General features: G+C 39.8%; 14 protein-coding genes and 1 rRNA gene. All 15 read right to left on the bottom strand.

The genetic code is table 11. The features are described from left to right. Positions 1–435 (bottom strand): 16S ribosomal RNA (locus tag BLO53_RS17845); the annotation flags it as partial. Positions 436–1,513: 1,078 nt separating this feature from the next. Further along, on the bottom strand, positions 1,514–2,398 hold the full coding sequence (locus BLO53_RS17840) for a hypothetical protein (RefSeq protein WP_092064780.1): 885 nt from the start codon (positions 2,396–2,398) through the stop codon (positions 1,514–1,516). A 22-nt stretch (positions 2,399–2,420) separates the two neighbouring features. After that, on the bottom strand, positions 2,421–3,932 hold the full coding sequence (locus BLO53_RS17835; RefSeq protein ID WP_092064777.1) for a sensor histidine kinase: 1,512 nt from the start codon (positions 3,930–3,932) through the stop codon (positions 2,421–2,423). Between the two features lie 27 nt (positions 3,933–3,959). Next, a complete protein-coding gene (locus BLO53_RS17830) occupies positions 3,960–4,637 on the bottom strand; it encodes a response regulator transcription factor (protein ID WP_026488535.1) in 678 nt (225 codons plus the stop codon). A 26-nt stretch (positions 4,638–4,663) separates the two neighbouring features. Beyond that, complete coding sequence (locus tag BLO53_RS17825; RefSeq protein WP_092064774.1) at positions 4,664–5,266, bottom strand: hypothetical protein; 603 nt, start codon at positions 5,264–5,266, stop codon at positions 4,664–4,666. Then, positions 5,256–7,433: a glycogen debranching protein GlgX gene (glgX, locus tag BLO53_RS17820; protein ID WP_092064771.1), complete on the bottom strand. Its 2,178-nt coding sequence runs from the start codon at positions 7,431–7,433 to the stop codon at positions 5,256–5,258. Before glgX ends, BLO53_RS17825 begins: the two co-directional genes overlap by 11 nt. 109 nt (positions 7,434–7,542) lie before the next feature. Beyond that, complete coding sequence (locus BLO53_RS17815) at positions 7,543–8,955, bottom strand: oxaloacetate decarboxylase subunit alpha (RefSeq protein WP_026488532.1); 1,413 nt, start codon at positions 8,953–8,955, stop codon at positions 7,543–7,545. Between the two features lie 90 nt (positions 8,956–9,045). Further along, entirely contained in the window at positions 9,046–10,188 is a 1,143-nt protein-coding gene (locus BLO53_RS17810) for a sodium ion-translocating decarboxylase subunit beta (protein ID WP_026488531.1), read from the bottom strand. Between the two features lie 51 nt (positions 10,189–10,239). After that, positions 10,240–10,599 (bottom strand): biotin/lipoyl-containing protein, encoded by a 360-nt coding sequence (locus tag BLO53_RS17805; RefSeq protein WP_092064768.1) that lies wholly within the window; start codon positions 10,597–10,599, stop codon positions 10,240–10,242. 51 nt (positions 10,600–10,650) lie between these two features. Next, positions 10,651–11,481 (bottom strand): OadG family transporter subunit, encoded by an 831-nt coding sequence (locus BLO53_RS17800; protein WP_176757353.1) that lies wholly within the window; start codon positions 11,479–11,481, stop codon positions 10,651–10,653. Positions 11,482–11,498: 17 nt separating this feature from the next. Next, entirely contained in the window at positions 11,499–12,929 is a 1,431-nt protein-coding gene (locus tag BLO53_RS17795; protein WP_092064762.1) for an acyl-CoA carboxylase subunit beta, read from the bottom strand. 235 nt (positions 12,930–13,164) lie between these two features. Further along, positions 13,165–13,734, bottom strand: a complete 570-nt coding sequence (scpB, locus tag BLO53_RS17790) for an SMC-Scp complex subunit ScpB (RefSeq protein ID WP_092064759.1) — start codon at positions 13,732–13,734, stop codon at positions 13,165–13,167. A 6-nt stretch (positions 13,735–13,740) separates the two neighbouring features. After that, on the bottom strand, positions 13,741–14,490 hold the full coding sequence (locus BLO53_RS17785) for a segregation and condensation protein A (protein WP_092064756.1): 750 nt from the start codon (positions 14,488–14,490) through the stop codon (positions 13,741–13,743). 67 nt (positions 14,491–14,557) lie between these two features. Beyond that, positions 14,558–15,421: a metallophosphoesterase gene (locus BLO53_RS17780; protein WP_092064753.1), complete on the bottom strand. Its 864-nt coding sequence runs from the start codon at positions 15,419–15,421 to the stop codon at positions 14,558–14,560. Between the two features lie 96 nt (positions 15,422–15,517). Next, positions 15,518–15,694 (bottom strand): 30S ribosomal protein S21, encoded by a 177-nt coding sequence (rpsU, locus tag BLO53_RS17775; protein WP_013280615.1) that lies wholly within the window; start codon positions 15,692–15,694, stop codon positions 15,518–15,520. Positions 15,695–16,006: the final 312 nt, after the last annotated feature.

Genomic DNA, 16,006 nt, shown 5'->3' with positions numbered 1-16,006 from the left:
TACTTCTTCACTCACGCGGCGTCGCTGCATCAGAGTTTCCTCCATTGTGCAATATCCCCCACTGCTGCCTCCCGTAGGAGTTTGGGCCGTGTCTCAGTCCCAATGTGGCCGTCCGACCTCTCAGTCCGGCTACAGATCGTCGCCTTGGTAGGCCTTTACCCCACCAACTAGCTAATCTGACGCGGGCCCATCTCATACCACCGGAGTTTTTCACACTGAGTCATGCGACTCTAGTGCGCTTATGCGGTATTAACAGTCGTTTCCAACTGTTATCCCCCAGTATGAGGCAGGTTGCCCACGCGTTACTCACCCGTCCGCCACTAAAGCTTAACAAGATTTGACCGAAGTCTCGTCAGCGTTAAGCTTCCGTTCGACTTGCATGTGTTAGGCACGCCGCCAGCGTTCATCCTGAGCCAGGATCGAACTCTCACGTTTAAAAGTTTGATCTGGCCAGAACTCAAGCTTGGCTTTTTGTTCTGTCCGTTATTTACTAATTTTGTTCTGAATAAATTCTCTTGGAATTTTTCAGGGTTGCATTACTGTTTATTTGTCAAGGTACAGGAGCCTAGAATTCGCTCCATTGCTGCATTTGCAGTGCTTTATGTCCGCATCAGCAACGAATATAAATATATCACTGCGACTAACATGTGTCAACAACTATTTTTATTTTTTTCTTCTTTTTTTATTATTATCATTCATACATTATACTTATTTTCTTTTTAACGCATTTAGCCATCTTTCAATTTCCTTAATTTCCATATGCTGCCTTACTATTTTCACTCTCTATATCTTGCTTATATACATTTGCCTCTTTTCGCTACTTTCGTGTAATTACATGTTTGACCTTGCTTATATGAAATTACGCCTCTCCCTGCTTTCGTATAATATCCACCTTCTATCTACCTCTAACTTGTTTATATGCATTTATATCTTTCTACTACTTTCGTATAATATCCTCATTATCACAGATTTAAACTTGCTTATATGCATTTGCCTCTTTTCACTATTCTCGTGTAATCACATACTTGATCTTGCTTATATGAAATTACCCCTTCACCATGTTTTCGTATAAAACCCATTTTTGCCTACATCTAACTTGCTTATATGCAATTATGATGGCCAGGGATTTGCATATAAAAAATCAACACCTTCATAGCAGAGCGCGGTTGCTGCAGGCAACATATTCATATCGCGCGAGTACTCATCCTAAGCTGAGCGTTTTTTATATCATAGGAAATACAGAGAAATCTCCTGCTATAGAAAAAGAGCTACCGGAGTAGCTCTTTTACACAAAATTACTATTATCTACAGCACAGCCTCATCTTAAGATTTATCTTCTAGCCAACACTTACTTATATTCATCTAAGATTAACCTTCTAGCCAACGCTTACTTATATTCATCTAAGAATAACCTTCTAGTCAACACTTACTTATATTCATCTAAGATTAACCTTCTAGCCAGCACTTACTTATATTCATCTAAGATAAACCTTCTAGCCAGCACTACTTATACTCATCTAAGGTTAACCTTCTGGTCAGAGCCACTTATTGTAACAATCAAGTCAATCGTCTGAATCTGTGTTGAAATACTCTGATCTATCTCAGTAAGAACTACCAGACTCTCATGAGCTCGTGAATCGATTGTTCCTACATATGATGAGAGATCATTGGGTAAAAACGTAACAGGAGTATATCCTAGATTCTTTCCATTTAGTATCACTTGGAACATAATGTTTTTCTTAAGAAGATTTACATTAGTGTCAGAATCTGAAGCATTATATAGGTCAAATCTAAGAACAAGAAGTTTCTTGCCCTTATCTGCATTAATAACATAGCTCTTTGAGCTTTCTGGATAAGAGCTTGATACTGAGTATCCATCATAAGTAAGGAATATATCATCAGCAATCTCATAGCTATCTTCAGAAGATACAACTATAGCATCTGGATCCTCTTTTGTAGTTTCTGCGTCTCCTGAAGATTCTGCGGTGCCCTCATCAGAGCTCTCATCTGCGCTCGACAACTGAATTGCAGAACTATCGCCCTGATTCTGATCACTTAATAAAGTCGTTGATTCATCCTGGCTTAGGCCCTCAGAACTTTCATCCTGAGGTTGTGGCACAGCAACAGGTTCTGGCTCTGGCGTTACCGTTTCAGGTTCTTTTTTCTCTTCTTTTGCTTTGGCAGCCTCTTTTTCTCTTTGCTTGATAACTTCCTTGGAATCAACGTAAGTTAGTTTATTCTGACCATTATTAGAGTATTTCATTAGCAACCCGACCGCAAATTCAACTGTCTGGTTATATTCTTCCTCTGTAAGATCAGGAAAAGTCTCACCACATCCTGTTAAACCAAGACAAACGCTCATTAAAATAGCAATACCCAAATACTTTTTTGCCCTCATAAGCTATCCTCTCAACATAGGATCATTTAGTTTCTAATTCAAAAAAGAATTCAACTCCATTATCGTAATTCTTGACCCCATAGGCCTGATGCATGCCCTCCATAATAGCTCTTACTATAGATAGGCCTACGCCGCTTCCGCCGTATTCTCTTGTTCTCGCCTTATCAACCTTATAAAACTTCTCCCAAATATGACCAATGCTTTCATCCGGAATAGGTTTTCCAGTATTAAATACAGAAACCCTGACATGGTTGTTTTCCTTGTATAGCTTGATCTCTATTATTTTTTCTCCGTCAATATGATTAAGGGCGTTACTGTAGTAATTCTGCAGTACTTCCTCAATCTTAAATTCATCCCCCCAAACAAATATCGGTTCGTAATTGCCAAACTTAACAGTAACATCTTTTTGCTTGGCCAAAAGTTCAGCAGACTTGATATAATTTGAGATCATATCAACAATATCAAATCGCTCCATATTGGCACTTTCATTACCAAATTCAAGCTGATTCAGGGTAAGCAATTTTTTTACCATGATGTTCATCTTATTGGCTTCATCCATGATAACTTCACAGTAAAAATCTCTGCTCTCAGCATCATCACTGATTCCTTCCTTGAGGCCTTCTGCATACCCCTGGATAAGAGCGATTGGAGTTTTTAACTCATGTGAAACATTAGATAAAAACTCCTTACGCATTTCATCAATCTCTTCTTTCTGAGCGATATCTTTTTTAAGAGCAATATTGGCATTCTTAAGTTCCTTGATAGTTGATTCCAAGGTCTCAGACACCTCATTCATATTAGATCCAAGAGCATCAATTTCACTGTGATAATAGCCATCAGATTCATACTTGGCCTCGAAATTTAGCTTTTTCATATCATCAGAAATATAGTACAAACGCTTGATAGGATCTGTAACCTTCTTGGATATATAAAGAATCACCATGGAACCGGCCAAAATAGCTATTACTGCAACATATATCATAAAAGTATTTGAAATTGTCACGCTATCTTGAATACTCTCCATGGTAGATCTTACAAGGACAAGATTCCCATTTCCGACAACGCCCCACATTTCAAGGTACTTGCGGCCTGTATTTCGATCCTCATCTCTTTGAAGTGTATAGTTTTCTCCAATATCAAGAACTGTTCTGTTCTCTATCACATACTCTCCTGCAGAAGGATTGATCATGTTCTCCCACAGAATCTTGGCCAAAAGTTCAGCATTACTACTAGAGGCCTTAACAGTTTTAGAATCTCCATCAAGAACAATCATCTCGATGTCATATCTCTCACAGATATGTCCAATCTCTTCATCAAATTCCTCAGAGTTAATATCACCATTTGATACGGCCCTGTCAATACTTCTATAGGCCTCAATGATTGCGTCCCTTTTATTCTGAACATAATAGTTCTCCATAAACAAAAGATTTATGATCAAACAAAAAGTAAAAGTACCAATCATTGTAGCTATGAAAGCAAAGCTTATTTCGAAACGTATGGAATGGGTTTTGTTAAACTTTTTATCTTTTTCCATAGCATCAATTAAAACCTATTCCTCTAATTATTCTGCCTCGAACTTATATCCCATGCCCCAAATAGTCTTTATCATGTCGCCTTTCTTGCCCAGCTTGCCACGAAGTTTTTTTACATGAGTATCGATAGTTCTGGCATCTCCAAAATAATCATAGTTCCATACATTATTAAGAATTTTCTCTCTTGAGAGAGCGACGCCCTTGTTCTCAAAAAAGAAAGATAAAAGTTCAAACTCCTTATAGCTAAGATCAATCTCTTTGCCGTCAACAAGTACGCTATGTGCAACCTTATTAACAACAATACCGCCAATTTCCATTACCTGATTATTCACTGCCTGAGATGTTCTGCGAAGGATTGCAGAAACTCGAGCTGCAAGAATCTTGGGACTAAAAGGCTTGGATATATATTCGTCTACTCCAAGTTCAAAGCCCAAAAGCTCATCTCTTTCCTCTGATTTAGCTGTCAGCATGATGATAGGAATCTTGGAATCCTTTCTGATTTCTCTGCATACTTCCCATCCATCACGTTTAGGCATCATGACATCCAAAATAATAAGGGATATCTCCTTGTCAGAATAAAAGACATCAAGGGCCTGCTGACCATCCTCAGCTTCCACAACAATATATCCGTCTTTAACCAAAAAGTCTTTGACGAGTTTGCGCATTCTAGCCTCGTCATCAACCACTAATATCTTAAGATCTTCCACTATGTCATTCCTCCTACTAGCTGTCTTTAGTCTGTCTCTTCATAATAACTTGAAGTATCTTCAATGCCAAGTTTTTTTTCTGCCTCTCTGACTTTTTTCTCTCGTTCTTTGAGGTCCTGATCCCAGGATGAATATCTGTTCGTGACATTGCTCTTATAGTTAATAATATTATCACTTTCAGAAGTTGCTGCAATCACAAACATAAGAACGACCAAAACTACCAGAACAAAATTAAGAATAATAGAAAATATTTTCAAAAAATCAGCCTTTTTCTCTCGTTTCTCAGGTTTGATCCTTTGCCCTACAGACAAATCCGCAAAGGCAGAATGTTTTGAAAAAGAAATATCTAAAGGAATTGGAATAATATCATCCTTGTTGAATCCACTCTCAATCAGCTTATTTCTAAGTCCAGTCAGATATTCCCAGCCTATAGGAGTCTTAAATATTTTATTTTCGATAGCCTTCTCATAAACTGCTTTTATATCCGTAGGTTTACTTGCTTTTACACGCGAATGTAAAAGCCTGATCTTGGAGGCATCCGTCGCAGCCTTTTGGGCATCTGCCTCAGAAGCAAACTGATATCCTTCTACTATAAAATTGCTGGAAGTATTCTTATCATCAGCTGCCATACTCTGCTCCATAGGACAATATGAATACACTCACACTACGTGCCTTAAGAGTCTTATTCCTCCAGGTAAGAGGCTTGGGCCTGTTAAAGAAATATTTACCTTCGTCGTCTCCTGTATCAACGCAAAGAGACCAATACGCTCCCTCAGGAGGATTTGGAAGCATGATCTGCACATCCTCCCAAAAAGCATTAATAGCAAGATAAACTATATCATCATGGCCTTTCTTTTGCGTAAAACCAGCATATCTTACACAAATAACCTTTGAATCACTAGTAATATTGCCATTATCAGGGTTCTCAGTATGTACAGATACTGATGGATAACCGCAAGTAGCCGGAAGAAGATCTTTTCTAATACAAGGATGTTTTCTCCTGAACTGGATCATATGCCTGTAAAATTCAAAGAAGTCCTTGTTTTTTTTAAGGAGATTCCAGTTAAGCCAGGAAATTTCATTATCCTGACAGTAGGCATTGTTATTACCAAACTGAGTGTTGCCAAATTCATCTCCTGCGTAGATCATAGGAGTTCCTCTACTGCACATAAGCACAGCTATAGCATTTCTCATCATTCTAAATCTAAGATCGTTTATATAAGGGTCGTCAGTCTCACCCTCTATGCCGCAGTTCCAGCTTCTATTATCATTTGCTCCATCTGTATTATTCCAGCCATTGTCTTCATTATGCTTACTGTTGTATGCATAGAGATCATACAAGGTAAAGCCATCATGACAGGTAATGAAATTTACAGAAGAGTCATAGCCAAGATATGAACCGCCATAAAGGTCCATTGAGCCAGTAATTCTTTTAACCGCGTCAGGTGCTGACCATATATCGCCCTTCAAAAAAGATCTGATATCATCACGATATTTGCCATTCCATTCAGCCCATCTCTTCCATGCAGGGAAATTGCCTACCTGGTACATTCCTCCCGCATCCCAAGCCTCAGCTATAAGCTTGACATTACCAAGAATAGGATCATAGGCAAGTCTTTGGATAAGAGGTGGTTTTTCCATCGGAGCACCATCCTGGTCTCTTCCAAGAATACTTGCAAGATCAAATCTAAACCCATCTACTCTGTATTCCTCAACCCAGTACCTGAGGCACTCTACAATAAGCTCCTGCACCATAGGATGATTACAGTTCATGGTATTGCCACAACCACTAAAATTGTAATACTGGCCATGTGGGGTCAGAAGATAATAAATGTTATTATCAAATCCCTTAAAAGAGATAAAAGGTCCATTTTCATTGCCTTCAGCCGTATGATTAAACACAACATCCAGGATAACTTCTATTCCGTTATCCTTAAGGGTTTTTATCATGTACTTAAGCTCTACGCCTTCTTTGTTGTACTCGCTCTGGGATGCATAGCTGGTATTGGGGGCAAAAAAGCTTATGGTATTATAGCCCCAATAATCCAGGAGCATTTTACCATTAACTTCTCTCTTATCCCTTGTTTCGTCAAACTCAAAAATAGGCATAAGCTCTACAGCAGTAACACCAAGTCTTTTCAGGTAATCAACTTTTTCTTTTATTCCCTCGAAGGTTCCTCGGCACTTAACATTAGAAGACTTATCCATGGTAAATCCTCTGACATGCATTTCATAAATAACTGAATCGCACATCTGTATTCCAAGGCTGGATGTAGCATTCCATTCAAAATTATCGCGGACAACTCTGGCCCTGTACTGCCCATTTCTGTTTAGACTCTGCCCCCATATTCTCTGACCTGAAACTGCCTTGGCATAAGGATCAAGAAGTACATGATTTTTGTCGAACAAAAGACCTTTCTCCGGATCCCATGGTCCATCTACGCTATAGCAATACTCCAGATTTTCTATATCCAAACCAAACACTATCATGGAGTATACTTTTCCTATTTTGTAAGTTTCTGGAAATGGTATAAGAGCAAAGGGCTTGTCTTCACCTCTATGATAAAGCATAAGTGCTATGGATGTTGCCCCATTAGAATAGACAGTAAAATTGACACCATCAGTGAGCATAGTTGCACCATTAATCCCATAGAAACCAGGTCTGACCCTGAATCCAGAGATTTCATCCAGAGCAAGCATCTGCCTATTCAGATCACTTTTTCTAAGCTCTCTTCCCTGATGCTCTCCAATTTCAATTGGTTTTCGACTTTGTCTGTGTCTTCTAAACTCATTCATACTATTATTTTACCATAATAATGATAAATTTTCTGTGAAAAAACGCAAGGCACTGTAAAAGCACCTTGCGTCTTATAATTTTTCATATTACTTATCAGCTATTTGATGATCAAACAGGATAAGCTCCATTTTTTGTATCTGCAGCGCTTACATCAACTGATGTCTGCTGTGCCATACGATACTTGAAGAAGTCTGTAGCAACCTGTGGGAACAATGCATATGAAAGAACATCCTCATCCTGCTGCTTCCACTGAGCAACTTCCTTCTCAAACTTACCAAGACCTGGCTCAAGTCTGTCTGCTGGTCTGCATGTAATAACTTCTCTGTCGCCAATGATCTTCTTCTGCACTTCTGGATTGAAAGGCTTGATTGTCTTACCATACTCACCAGCAAGAAGATCCTTAGTCTGGTCAGTAGCAACCTTGTATCTCTCACCCATAAGCACATTCATAACAGCCTGTGTACCTACGATCTGTGAAGATGGTGTTACGAGAGGTGGCTCACCGAAGTCCTTACGAACCTGTGGGATTTCCTCAAGAACTGTATCATACTTATCACTTGCGTTCTGCTCTTTAAGCTGGCTAACCATGTTTGAAAGCATACCACCAGGAACCTGATACATAAGAGTCTTGATGTTAACTCCAAGAACCTTAGGATCCATAAGGCCACTGGCAAGGCACTCTTCTCTGTATGGTCTGAAGTGATCAGCAATCTTAGCAAGAAGCTTCTGATCAAGTCCAGTCTCGAAAGGCTGTCCCTTGAATGCCTCAACCATAACTTCTGTAGCAGGCTGAGATGTTCCAAGAGCAAATGGAGAAATAGCACAGTCGATAATATCAACACCAGCCTCAGCTGCCTTCATGTATGTCATGCTGGCAACGCCTGATGTGTAATGAGTATGAAGGTTGATTGGAAGATTTGTTGCGCTCTTAAGAGCCTTAACAAGCTTCTCTGCCTCATAAGGAAGAAGAAGTCCAGCCATATCCTTGATACAGATAGAATCTGCACCCATTTCCTCAATTTCCTTGGCAATATTCATCCAATACTCTTCTGTATATGCATCACCAAGAGTATAAGCAAGAGCGATCTGCGCGTGTCCGCCCTCTTTCTTACAAGCCTTAACAGAAGCCTGGAGGTTTCTAAGGTCGTTAAGACAGTCGAAGATTCTGATGTTATCAATACCATTTGCAATAGACTTCTGTACGAAGTACTCTACTACGTCATCTGGATAGTGCTTGTATCCAAGAATGTTCTGTCCACGAAGAAGCATCTGGAGTTTTGTGTTCTTAAATCCATCACGAAGCTTACGAAGCCTCTCCCATGGATCTTCCTTAAGGAATCTCATACAAGCATCAAATGTAGCACCGCCCCAGCACTCTACTGCATTATATCCAACCTTATCCATTGTATCAATAATAGGAAGCATAACTTCTGTAGGCATTCTTGTGGCAATCAGTGACTGATGCGCATCACGAAGTACAGTCTCATTGATACGAACTGGTTTTTTCTGTAATTCTGCCATATCTTTATTTTCCTTTCAAAAAAATAATCTATAAAGTTCATTGGCGTATATGCGCATGACTTTCCTTCGTTCTCGCCATGCTACACCCATTTACACACCAAATACTGCCATGAATGTTCCAGCAACAACGGCTGTACCAATAACTCCGGCAACGTTAGGTCCCATAGCATGCATGAGCAGGAAGTTTGAAGGATCATACTCAGCACCAACCTTCTGAGAAACACGAGCCGCCATAGGTACGGCTGATACACCAGCTGAACCAATAAGAGGATTGATCTTTCCACCTGTTACAAGGCAAAGGAGCTTTCCTAAAAGACATCCTGCAGCTGTACCAAAGGCAAAGGCTATAAGACCAAGTACTACGATAATGATTGTTGTTGTGTTAAGGAATGCCTCAGCACTTGTTGTAGCACCTACAGATGTTCCAAGAAGGATAACTACGATGTACATAAGTGCATTAGAAGCTGTTTCCTGAAGCTGTCTGACAACGCCTGACTCTCTAAAGAGGTTACCAAGCATCAGCATACCAATAAGAGGAGCTGTTGTAGGAAGGATCATACTAACAACAATTGTAACAATTACAGGGAAAAGAATCTTCTCAAGCTTGGAAACTTCTCTAAGCTGAGACATTCTGATTTTTCTCTCTTTTTCAGTAGTGAGCAGTTTCATAATAGGTGGCTGGATCATTGGAACCAGTGCCATATATGAATAAGCTGCTACCGCGATAGGTCCAAGGATTGAAGTCTGGTGAAGCTTACTTGCAAGGAAGATAGATGTAGGGCCATCAGCACCACCGATGATTGAAACGGCTGCAGCCTGCTGGTCATTAAATCCAAAAGCAATAGCCATAAAGTAAGCAGAGAAAATACCAAACTGTGCACCAGCACCCATAAGGAAGCTGATAGGGTTCGCAATAAGTGGACCAAAGTCTGTCATAGCTCCAACACCAAGGAAAATAAGTGAAGGTAAAATTGCCCACTCATCAAGAATGTAGAAATAATGGAGAAGTCCACCAGCTGCGCTGCCAGTAGGTTCAGCCATGATATCTGGGTAAATATTTACAAGAAGCATACCGAATGAGATCGGTACCAAAAGCAAAGGCTCAAATCCCTTGGCGATTGCAAGATACAGGAACACCAATGCTACAACAATCATAACGTAATTGCCTGGTGTCATAGTAGTAAATGCAGTCTGATGCCAGAGATTAGATAATGTATTAACTATGTAATCCATTCTTTATCCTCATTTCTGTTTGAATCAAACTATTATTTCTATCGCCAAGTATTAGTTAAGAGTTGCAAGGCATGTTCCAGCCTCAACTGCATCACCTGCAGCAACATCGATGCTTGCTACTGTTCCGTCCTGAGGAGCAACCATAGGAATTTCCATCTTCATTGACTCGATAGTAACTACTGTGTCACCCTTCTTGACAGCCTGTCCAACGCTAGCATTGATCTTAAGAACCTTACCAGCTGCACCAGCCTCAACCTTGATAGAACCAGCGCCTGCGCTTGCCTTCTTAGCAGGAGCTGCTGGAGCCTTAACTGCAGGAGCTGCAGCCTTTGGAGCTGCGCCTGATCCTGCGCCTTCTTCTACAGTTACATCATATACATTTCCGTTAACGGTTATAGTATAGTTCTTCATTATATCTCCTTTCAGTGAGCACTGTTGTCTACTCCGTGCTCGATACAAACATTAATATTTTTTCCAGTTTTTATTTACTTTTCTAATTGATCTTACACGGAAACCATCAGTGCTGCCGCTTCCCTCGTAGGCTGCGATTGCTGCCGCAATAACTGCAACAAGTTCTGCGTCGCCAACAAGCTCTTCCTGTTCAGCAATCTGACTGATTGTGTTATCCATTGCCTTCTGAACAATTTCTTTATCACTAGTCTTCTTTTTCTTGTTGCCACCAAAAAGAATTGGGAACAGAGAAATAATAAGTGATATGAAGATAAGGATTGTGAATGCCATGCCCATACCAAGTAAAGTGTTAAGTCCAGCATTCTCAAGCTTCTCGCCCATGGATCTCATAACTGTAACACCAATCTCTGTAGGCTCACCTCTGTTGTTGAGATAGATAACCATCTCAGCAGAACGCTTTGTGCCCTGGATTTCTGATGTTGCGACCAACTCTCCATCCTTATTGATCTCGAAGCTTGTCTTGGCAACAAATATATCACTTGCTAAAGAATCCAAAGAATCATATCCAATATCATTAACTGCCTTATACCAGCTCTCATAGCCCTTAGCCATAACCTCATAATGCTCATCAGTTGTGCTCATAGCTATTTCCTGATATAAAAGTGATTCAAAATTGTCAGGTGTTACGCCTGCAAGATACCATGTCTCAAACCTCTGGTCCTCAACCATATTGGCATAGTTGTCAATATTAGTAAGAGTAAAAGTCTGACTTGAGTATCTGCTTCCTTCTACAGAATTGATTTCTGATGTTGTCTGACCACACGCAGTCAGCCCAAGAAGGCATGTCAGCATAACTCCCAAAATTAACTTTTTATGTTTCATTTTGAGTGCTCCCTTCATTAAACTGTGCCGTGTTTCTTGGCAGGACGTTCATCTCTCTTTGTAAAAAGCATCTCGAATGCGCCGATTACATACTTTCTAGTGTCTGCTGGCTCTACTATCTCATCTACATAGCCTCTTGCAGCAGCACTCTTAACATTATTCTGAAGTGCAGCATACTCAGCAGCAGCCTTGGATACTGTCTCAGCATCCTTGCCATCACACATGATCTTAGCAGCAAGATTTGCATCCATAGTTCCAACCTGTGCATCTGGCCAGCTGATTGTAACATCCGCACCAATTGCCTTTGAATTCATGATCACATAAGCGCTTCCAAATGCCTTGCCTGTGATAAGGTTAACCTTAGGCACTGTAGCATTTGCAAGAGCAAATACAAGTCTTCCTGCAGCCTTAGCTACATGCTTCTCATCACACTTTGTTGTACCAAATCCTGTAGCATTTGTAAGTGTGAGAACTGGAAGATCAAAAGCATCGCAGAAGTTAACAAACTCAGCAGCCTTGTTACATGCATGAGCTGAAAGCTTGTCACTGAACTTTTCAGCTTCCTTGCCATTTTCATCAAATACTGCTGTTCTGTTTCCAACGAAACCTACAGTAGCACCATTTAATCTGATAAATCCAGTTACCATGTCCTTAGCATATTCTCTCTTTGTCTCGAAGAATACACCATTGTCAGAAATCTGTCTTGCAATGATAGAAGGATCAGCTGTAGCTCCATCAAGATTCTCACATGCTCTGTTAAGATCATCTGAGCATTCCTGATATGTATCTCCGTCCTCATTGTTGGAAGGAAGGATAGATACAAGGTCTCTGATCTCAGCATAAAGAGACGCTTCGTCAGTAACTACATCAACATTTTCAGTTTCTGTAGCCTGCCACTTAGCAGAAGATGTATCGCACTTCTCTTTGTAGTTGCCATCAAGTGCATTAGGTGAATTTACGAAAAGCTTAGCCTTCTCAGACTCCATGAAAGTAAAGTCTGTAATTGAAGGAATAAGTGCAAGTCCACCACCGCAGGCGCCAAAAATAGCTGTGATCTGAGGCACAACGCCTGAAGCCTCCACCTGCTTAAGATAGATTTCGCCAAATCCGTTAAGTGCGTCTGTTGCCTCCTGAAGACGAAGTCCTGCTGAATCAATCATTCCAATTACTGGAGATCCAGTCTTAATAGCCAGCTCATACAGGCGAACGATTTTCTTGGCATGCATCTCACCAATTGATCCGCCAAGTACTGACGCATCCTGGCTGTAAACATAAACCAGATTACCGTCGATAACACCATAGCCAGTAACAACGCCGTCTGATGGTGTTTCTTCCTGTTTCAGATTGAAATCTGTGTTTCTGGCTGTCACAAGAGCACCAATTTCAACGAAACTGTTTTCGTCGAGCAAAGCATTTATTCTTTGTCTCGCTTGTGAAGAACTACTCATTTGTTTACCTCCGAAATTTTTATAATAAATAATTTATGCACAAATGAATTGCAAATATGCGAAAAATCTCGCATTTTCACAACATAAGTCAGAATATATTGTATCACAAAATAAAGCAAAAAAAAGGAAAAATGCATAAAAAATTGCGCATTTTTCCTATATTTTATGAATTGTATATAAATAATTGTTTATGCGAAAACCGTTAACTGTAAACTGTAAAAATAGTGTCTGTTAATTAAATATCAAGCTTAACATTAATCTCTTCCTCTGCCTGAGCCTTAAACTCCTCAACCTGCACAGTTCCGATAGATGGAAGTTCATCCAGTGACCTTACGCCAAAGCTTCTCAAAAACTCCTCCGTTGTTCCAAATAAAAGAGGTCGTCCTGGTGCATCCAACCTTCCAAGTTCCTGAACCAGTCCAAATTCAACCAGTCTGTTGACTGCATGATCAGAGTTTACTCCTCTGATCTTTTCAACCTCAAGTCTGGTAATAGGCTGTTTATAAGCTATAATTGAAAGAGTTTCCATAAGAGAATCTGTAAGAACAGCCTTTTTAGGAGCCTTGGCAATCTTTACAAGATACTCATACATTTCTTTTTTAGTACATAACTGAACTGATTTCTCAAGCTCAAGTATTCCTATCCCACTATCATCTTTTTCATATTTTTCTTTGAGATATTCGACATATTTTTTAACTTCCTTGGCATCAGTTTCCATTGCCTTGGCAAGTGAACTAATCTCAACTGAATCACCCATTGTAAAAAGAATCGCTTCTACAACAGCTGCTCCCTCTTCTCTAGTCATCTATTCTTACCCCGCTTTTTTGGAGGTTATTATGATATCTCCAAAAGTACTTTCCTGTTCTATCTCAATTTCTCCTAGTTTCATCTCCTCAAGCATAACCAGAAACGTAACTATGATTTCAGTTTTGCTGTGCTGCTTTTCAAGGAGCTGTCTGAAACTAAATCGCGAGTGCTCACGGATATAGGCCTTGATGTACAAGGTCTTGGCATCCATATCAACCTCTTCCTTTTCAATGTTTCCAAACTTACTACGAATAGGGTCTACCTTGTCTTCCTGCCTTTTCAATAGATCCTGGAAAATTTCGTTTAACTTGGACAAGGTCGCATCCCCTATAAGCCCAGTCATATCAATAGGAGCCTCATATTCTCTCACTTCCTTAGGAATATTTCTGCTTCTAAACCATTGCATTGCAGCATCCATCTGCCTATCCTTAAGTTCAAAGGCCATATATTTGTACATCTTGTATTCAAGAAGTTTTTCAACAAGCTCTGCTCTTGGGTCTTCTTCCTCGCCCTCCTCATTGACCTCTTTAGGAAGGAGCATCTTACATTTAATATCAATAAGAGTAGCTGCCATAACAAGGAACTCGCTGGTAACCTCCATATCATCCCTCTGCATGGCATTTATATAATCCATGTACTGCTCGGTTATCGTAGCAATCGGTATATCATATATATCTATTTGGTTTTTATCGATCAGGTGCAACAAAAGATCTAGGGGACCTTCAAACACCTGAAGCTTAACTTCCAGTGACATTTCCCACCTCAAAAACTCATATCTATTCTCATAGAAACGGCAGTTCTATCTGACGTTTACTATAAAATCACACTTTGTGAATATGAATAACATCAACCTCTCCCGGGTTAAACATTCTCACATGTATACTATGGGTTCCAAGTCCTCTGCTTAGAATCATAGTCTTTCCATCCATCTCATATTTCCCACCATCATATTTAGGGAAAAGAGCTATAGTAGGTGATACAACACCTCCAACCAGAGGAAGTCTTATAAGTCCTCCATGTATATGTCCAGAGACAGTAAGATCTGCCCCCCATTCAGCATACTCTTTAAAATATTGAGGATTATGTGCGATCAAAAGCTGCATACGACTCTTGTCGCTCTTACCAACACATCTCTCCACGTGCCCCTGATCCATTTCCCTTTTAACAACCTTGCGGAAATAATCAAGACTAAGATCTAGTCCAGTGACTCTTATATTTTCGTCAGCTATATTGATGCTGTCATTTTCCAGAACAATAACGCCAGACTTCCTCAGGGCCTCACGATACCTATCAAAAAGATTCCCAAATTCTGCAGTGTACGCCTTAATCTTGTGCTCATGGTTACCATTCCCCATATACACAGGATATCTTCCAGCAAGTTCTGTAAGGACATGAAGTCCAGCCTGATACTGAATTTCTCCCTTGATCTTGTGCCCGGTAAACATATCTCCAGCACACAAAACCGCATCAGGCCTTATCTTATCAATAGCTGCAAGCAATTTGTCATTATTATTGCCAAAGATATATCCATGTAAATCTGACAAAAGTACAAAAGTATAGTCTCTATTCACCTTATTAGAAGTAATATCATAGCCTCTGACAACAAAGCTATGAGTATCATGGTAAATAATGGCAAGTGCGCCTACAAGCAATATAAAAAAAATAATCAGAATATATATCCACATATAATGTTCTCTTATAATCCCAACGTAACTTAATCATTTTATCACAGATAAAGAAAAAAGTCCTTGGAAACTTCCAAGGACTTTTCATAAATTTGATTAGTTATATTTGCGCTTTCTTGCTGCTTCAGACTTCTTCTTGCGTCTTACGCTAGGCTTCTCGTAGTGCTCTCTCTTACGGATCTCCTGCTGGATACCAGCCTTGGCGCAACTTCTCTTAAAACGACGCAGTGCGCTATCCAAAGTCTCGTTTTCTTTTACTACTACTGTTGACATCTCTACTCTTACCCTCCCTTCAGTCCCTTCAAGTACATGACTGATTGGGTTATTTATTATGCTTATTCTAAGCCCATTAGCTCACATAACATGAATTATTATATCATAAATCTAAATTCCGTCAAGCACATTTTCATGACTTAATTCATATTTTAATTTGATAAACGGCATTTAGCCAATCTGACTCTCCAAAACAGCCTTAGCTTCTGCGATAGCATCTCCCGAGTTCAGAAGTTGAATAAAGCGTAAATCATCCGCAAGCCCTTGTGGCATGCGGAATTTTTTTGTCAATATTTTGTATTTTATATATAG

The organism is Butyrivibrio sp. INlla14 (genome assembly GCF_900102515.1).
Taxonomy (GTDB): domain Bacteria; phylum Bacillota; class Clostridia; order Lachnospirales; family Lachnospiraceae; genus Butyrivibrio.
Note: the sequence above shows the minus strand (reverse complement) of the source record. Positions and strands in the feature narration are given on the sequence as shown.

Excerpts from the sequence above, each read along its gene's own strand:
- BLO53_RS17840 (WP_092064780.1), bottom strand. The coding sequence starts at position 2,398 with ATGAGGGCAAAAAAGTATTTGGGTATTGCTATTTTAATGAGCGTTTGT.
- BLO53_RS17835 (WP_092064777.1), bottom strand. The coding sequence starts at position 3,932 with ATGGAAAAAGATAAAAAGTTTAACAAAACCCATTCCATACGTTTCGAA.
- BLO53_RS17825 (WP_092064774.1), bottom strand. The coding sequence starts at position 5,266 with ATGGCAGCTGATGATAAGAATACTTCCAGCAATTTTATAGTAGAAGGA.
- glgX (WP_092064771.1), bottom strand. The coding sequence starts at position 7,433 with ATGAATGAGTTTAGAAGACACAGACAAAGTCGAAAACCAATTGAAATT.
- BLO53_RS17815 (WP_026488532.1), bottom strand. The coding sequence starts at position 8,955 with ATGGCAGAATTACAGAAAAAACCAGTTCGTATCAATGAGACTGTACTT.
- BLO53_RS17810 (WP_026488531.1), bottom strand. The coding sequence starts at position 10,188 with ATGGATTACATAGTTAATACATTATCTAATCTCTGGCATCAGACTGCA.
- BLO53_RS17805 (WP_092064768.1), bottom strand. The coding sequence starts at position 10,599 with ATGAAGAACTATACTATAACCGTTAACGGAAATGTATATGATGTAACT.
- BLO53_RS17800 (WP_176757353.1), bottom strand. The coding sequence starts at position 11,481 with ATGAAACATAAAAAGTTAATTTTGGGAGTTATGCTGACATGCCTTCTT.
- BLO53_RS17795 (WP_092064762.1), bottom strand. The coding sequence starts at position 12,929 with ATGAGTAGTTCTTCACAAGCGAGACAAAGAATAAATGCTTTGCTCGAC.
- scpB (WP_092064759.1), bottom strand. The coding sequence starts at position 13,734 with ATGACTAGAGAAGAGGGAGCAGCTGTTGTAGAAGCGATTCTTTTTACA.
- BLO53_RS17785 (WP_092064756.1), bottom strand. The coding sequence starts at position 14,490 with ATGTCACTGGAAGTTAAGCTTCAGGTGTTTGAAGGTCCCCTAGATCTT.
- BLO53_RS17780 (WP_092064753.1), bottom strand. The coding sequence starts at position 15,421 with ATGTGGATATATATTCTGATTATTTTTTTTATATTGCTTGTAGGCGCA.
- rpsU (WP_013280615.1), bottom strand. The coding sequence starts at position 15,694 with ATGTCAACAGTAGTAGTAAAAGAAAACGAGACTTTGGATAGCGCACTG.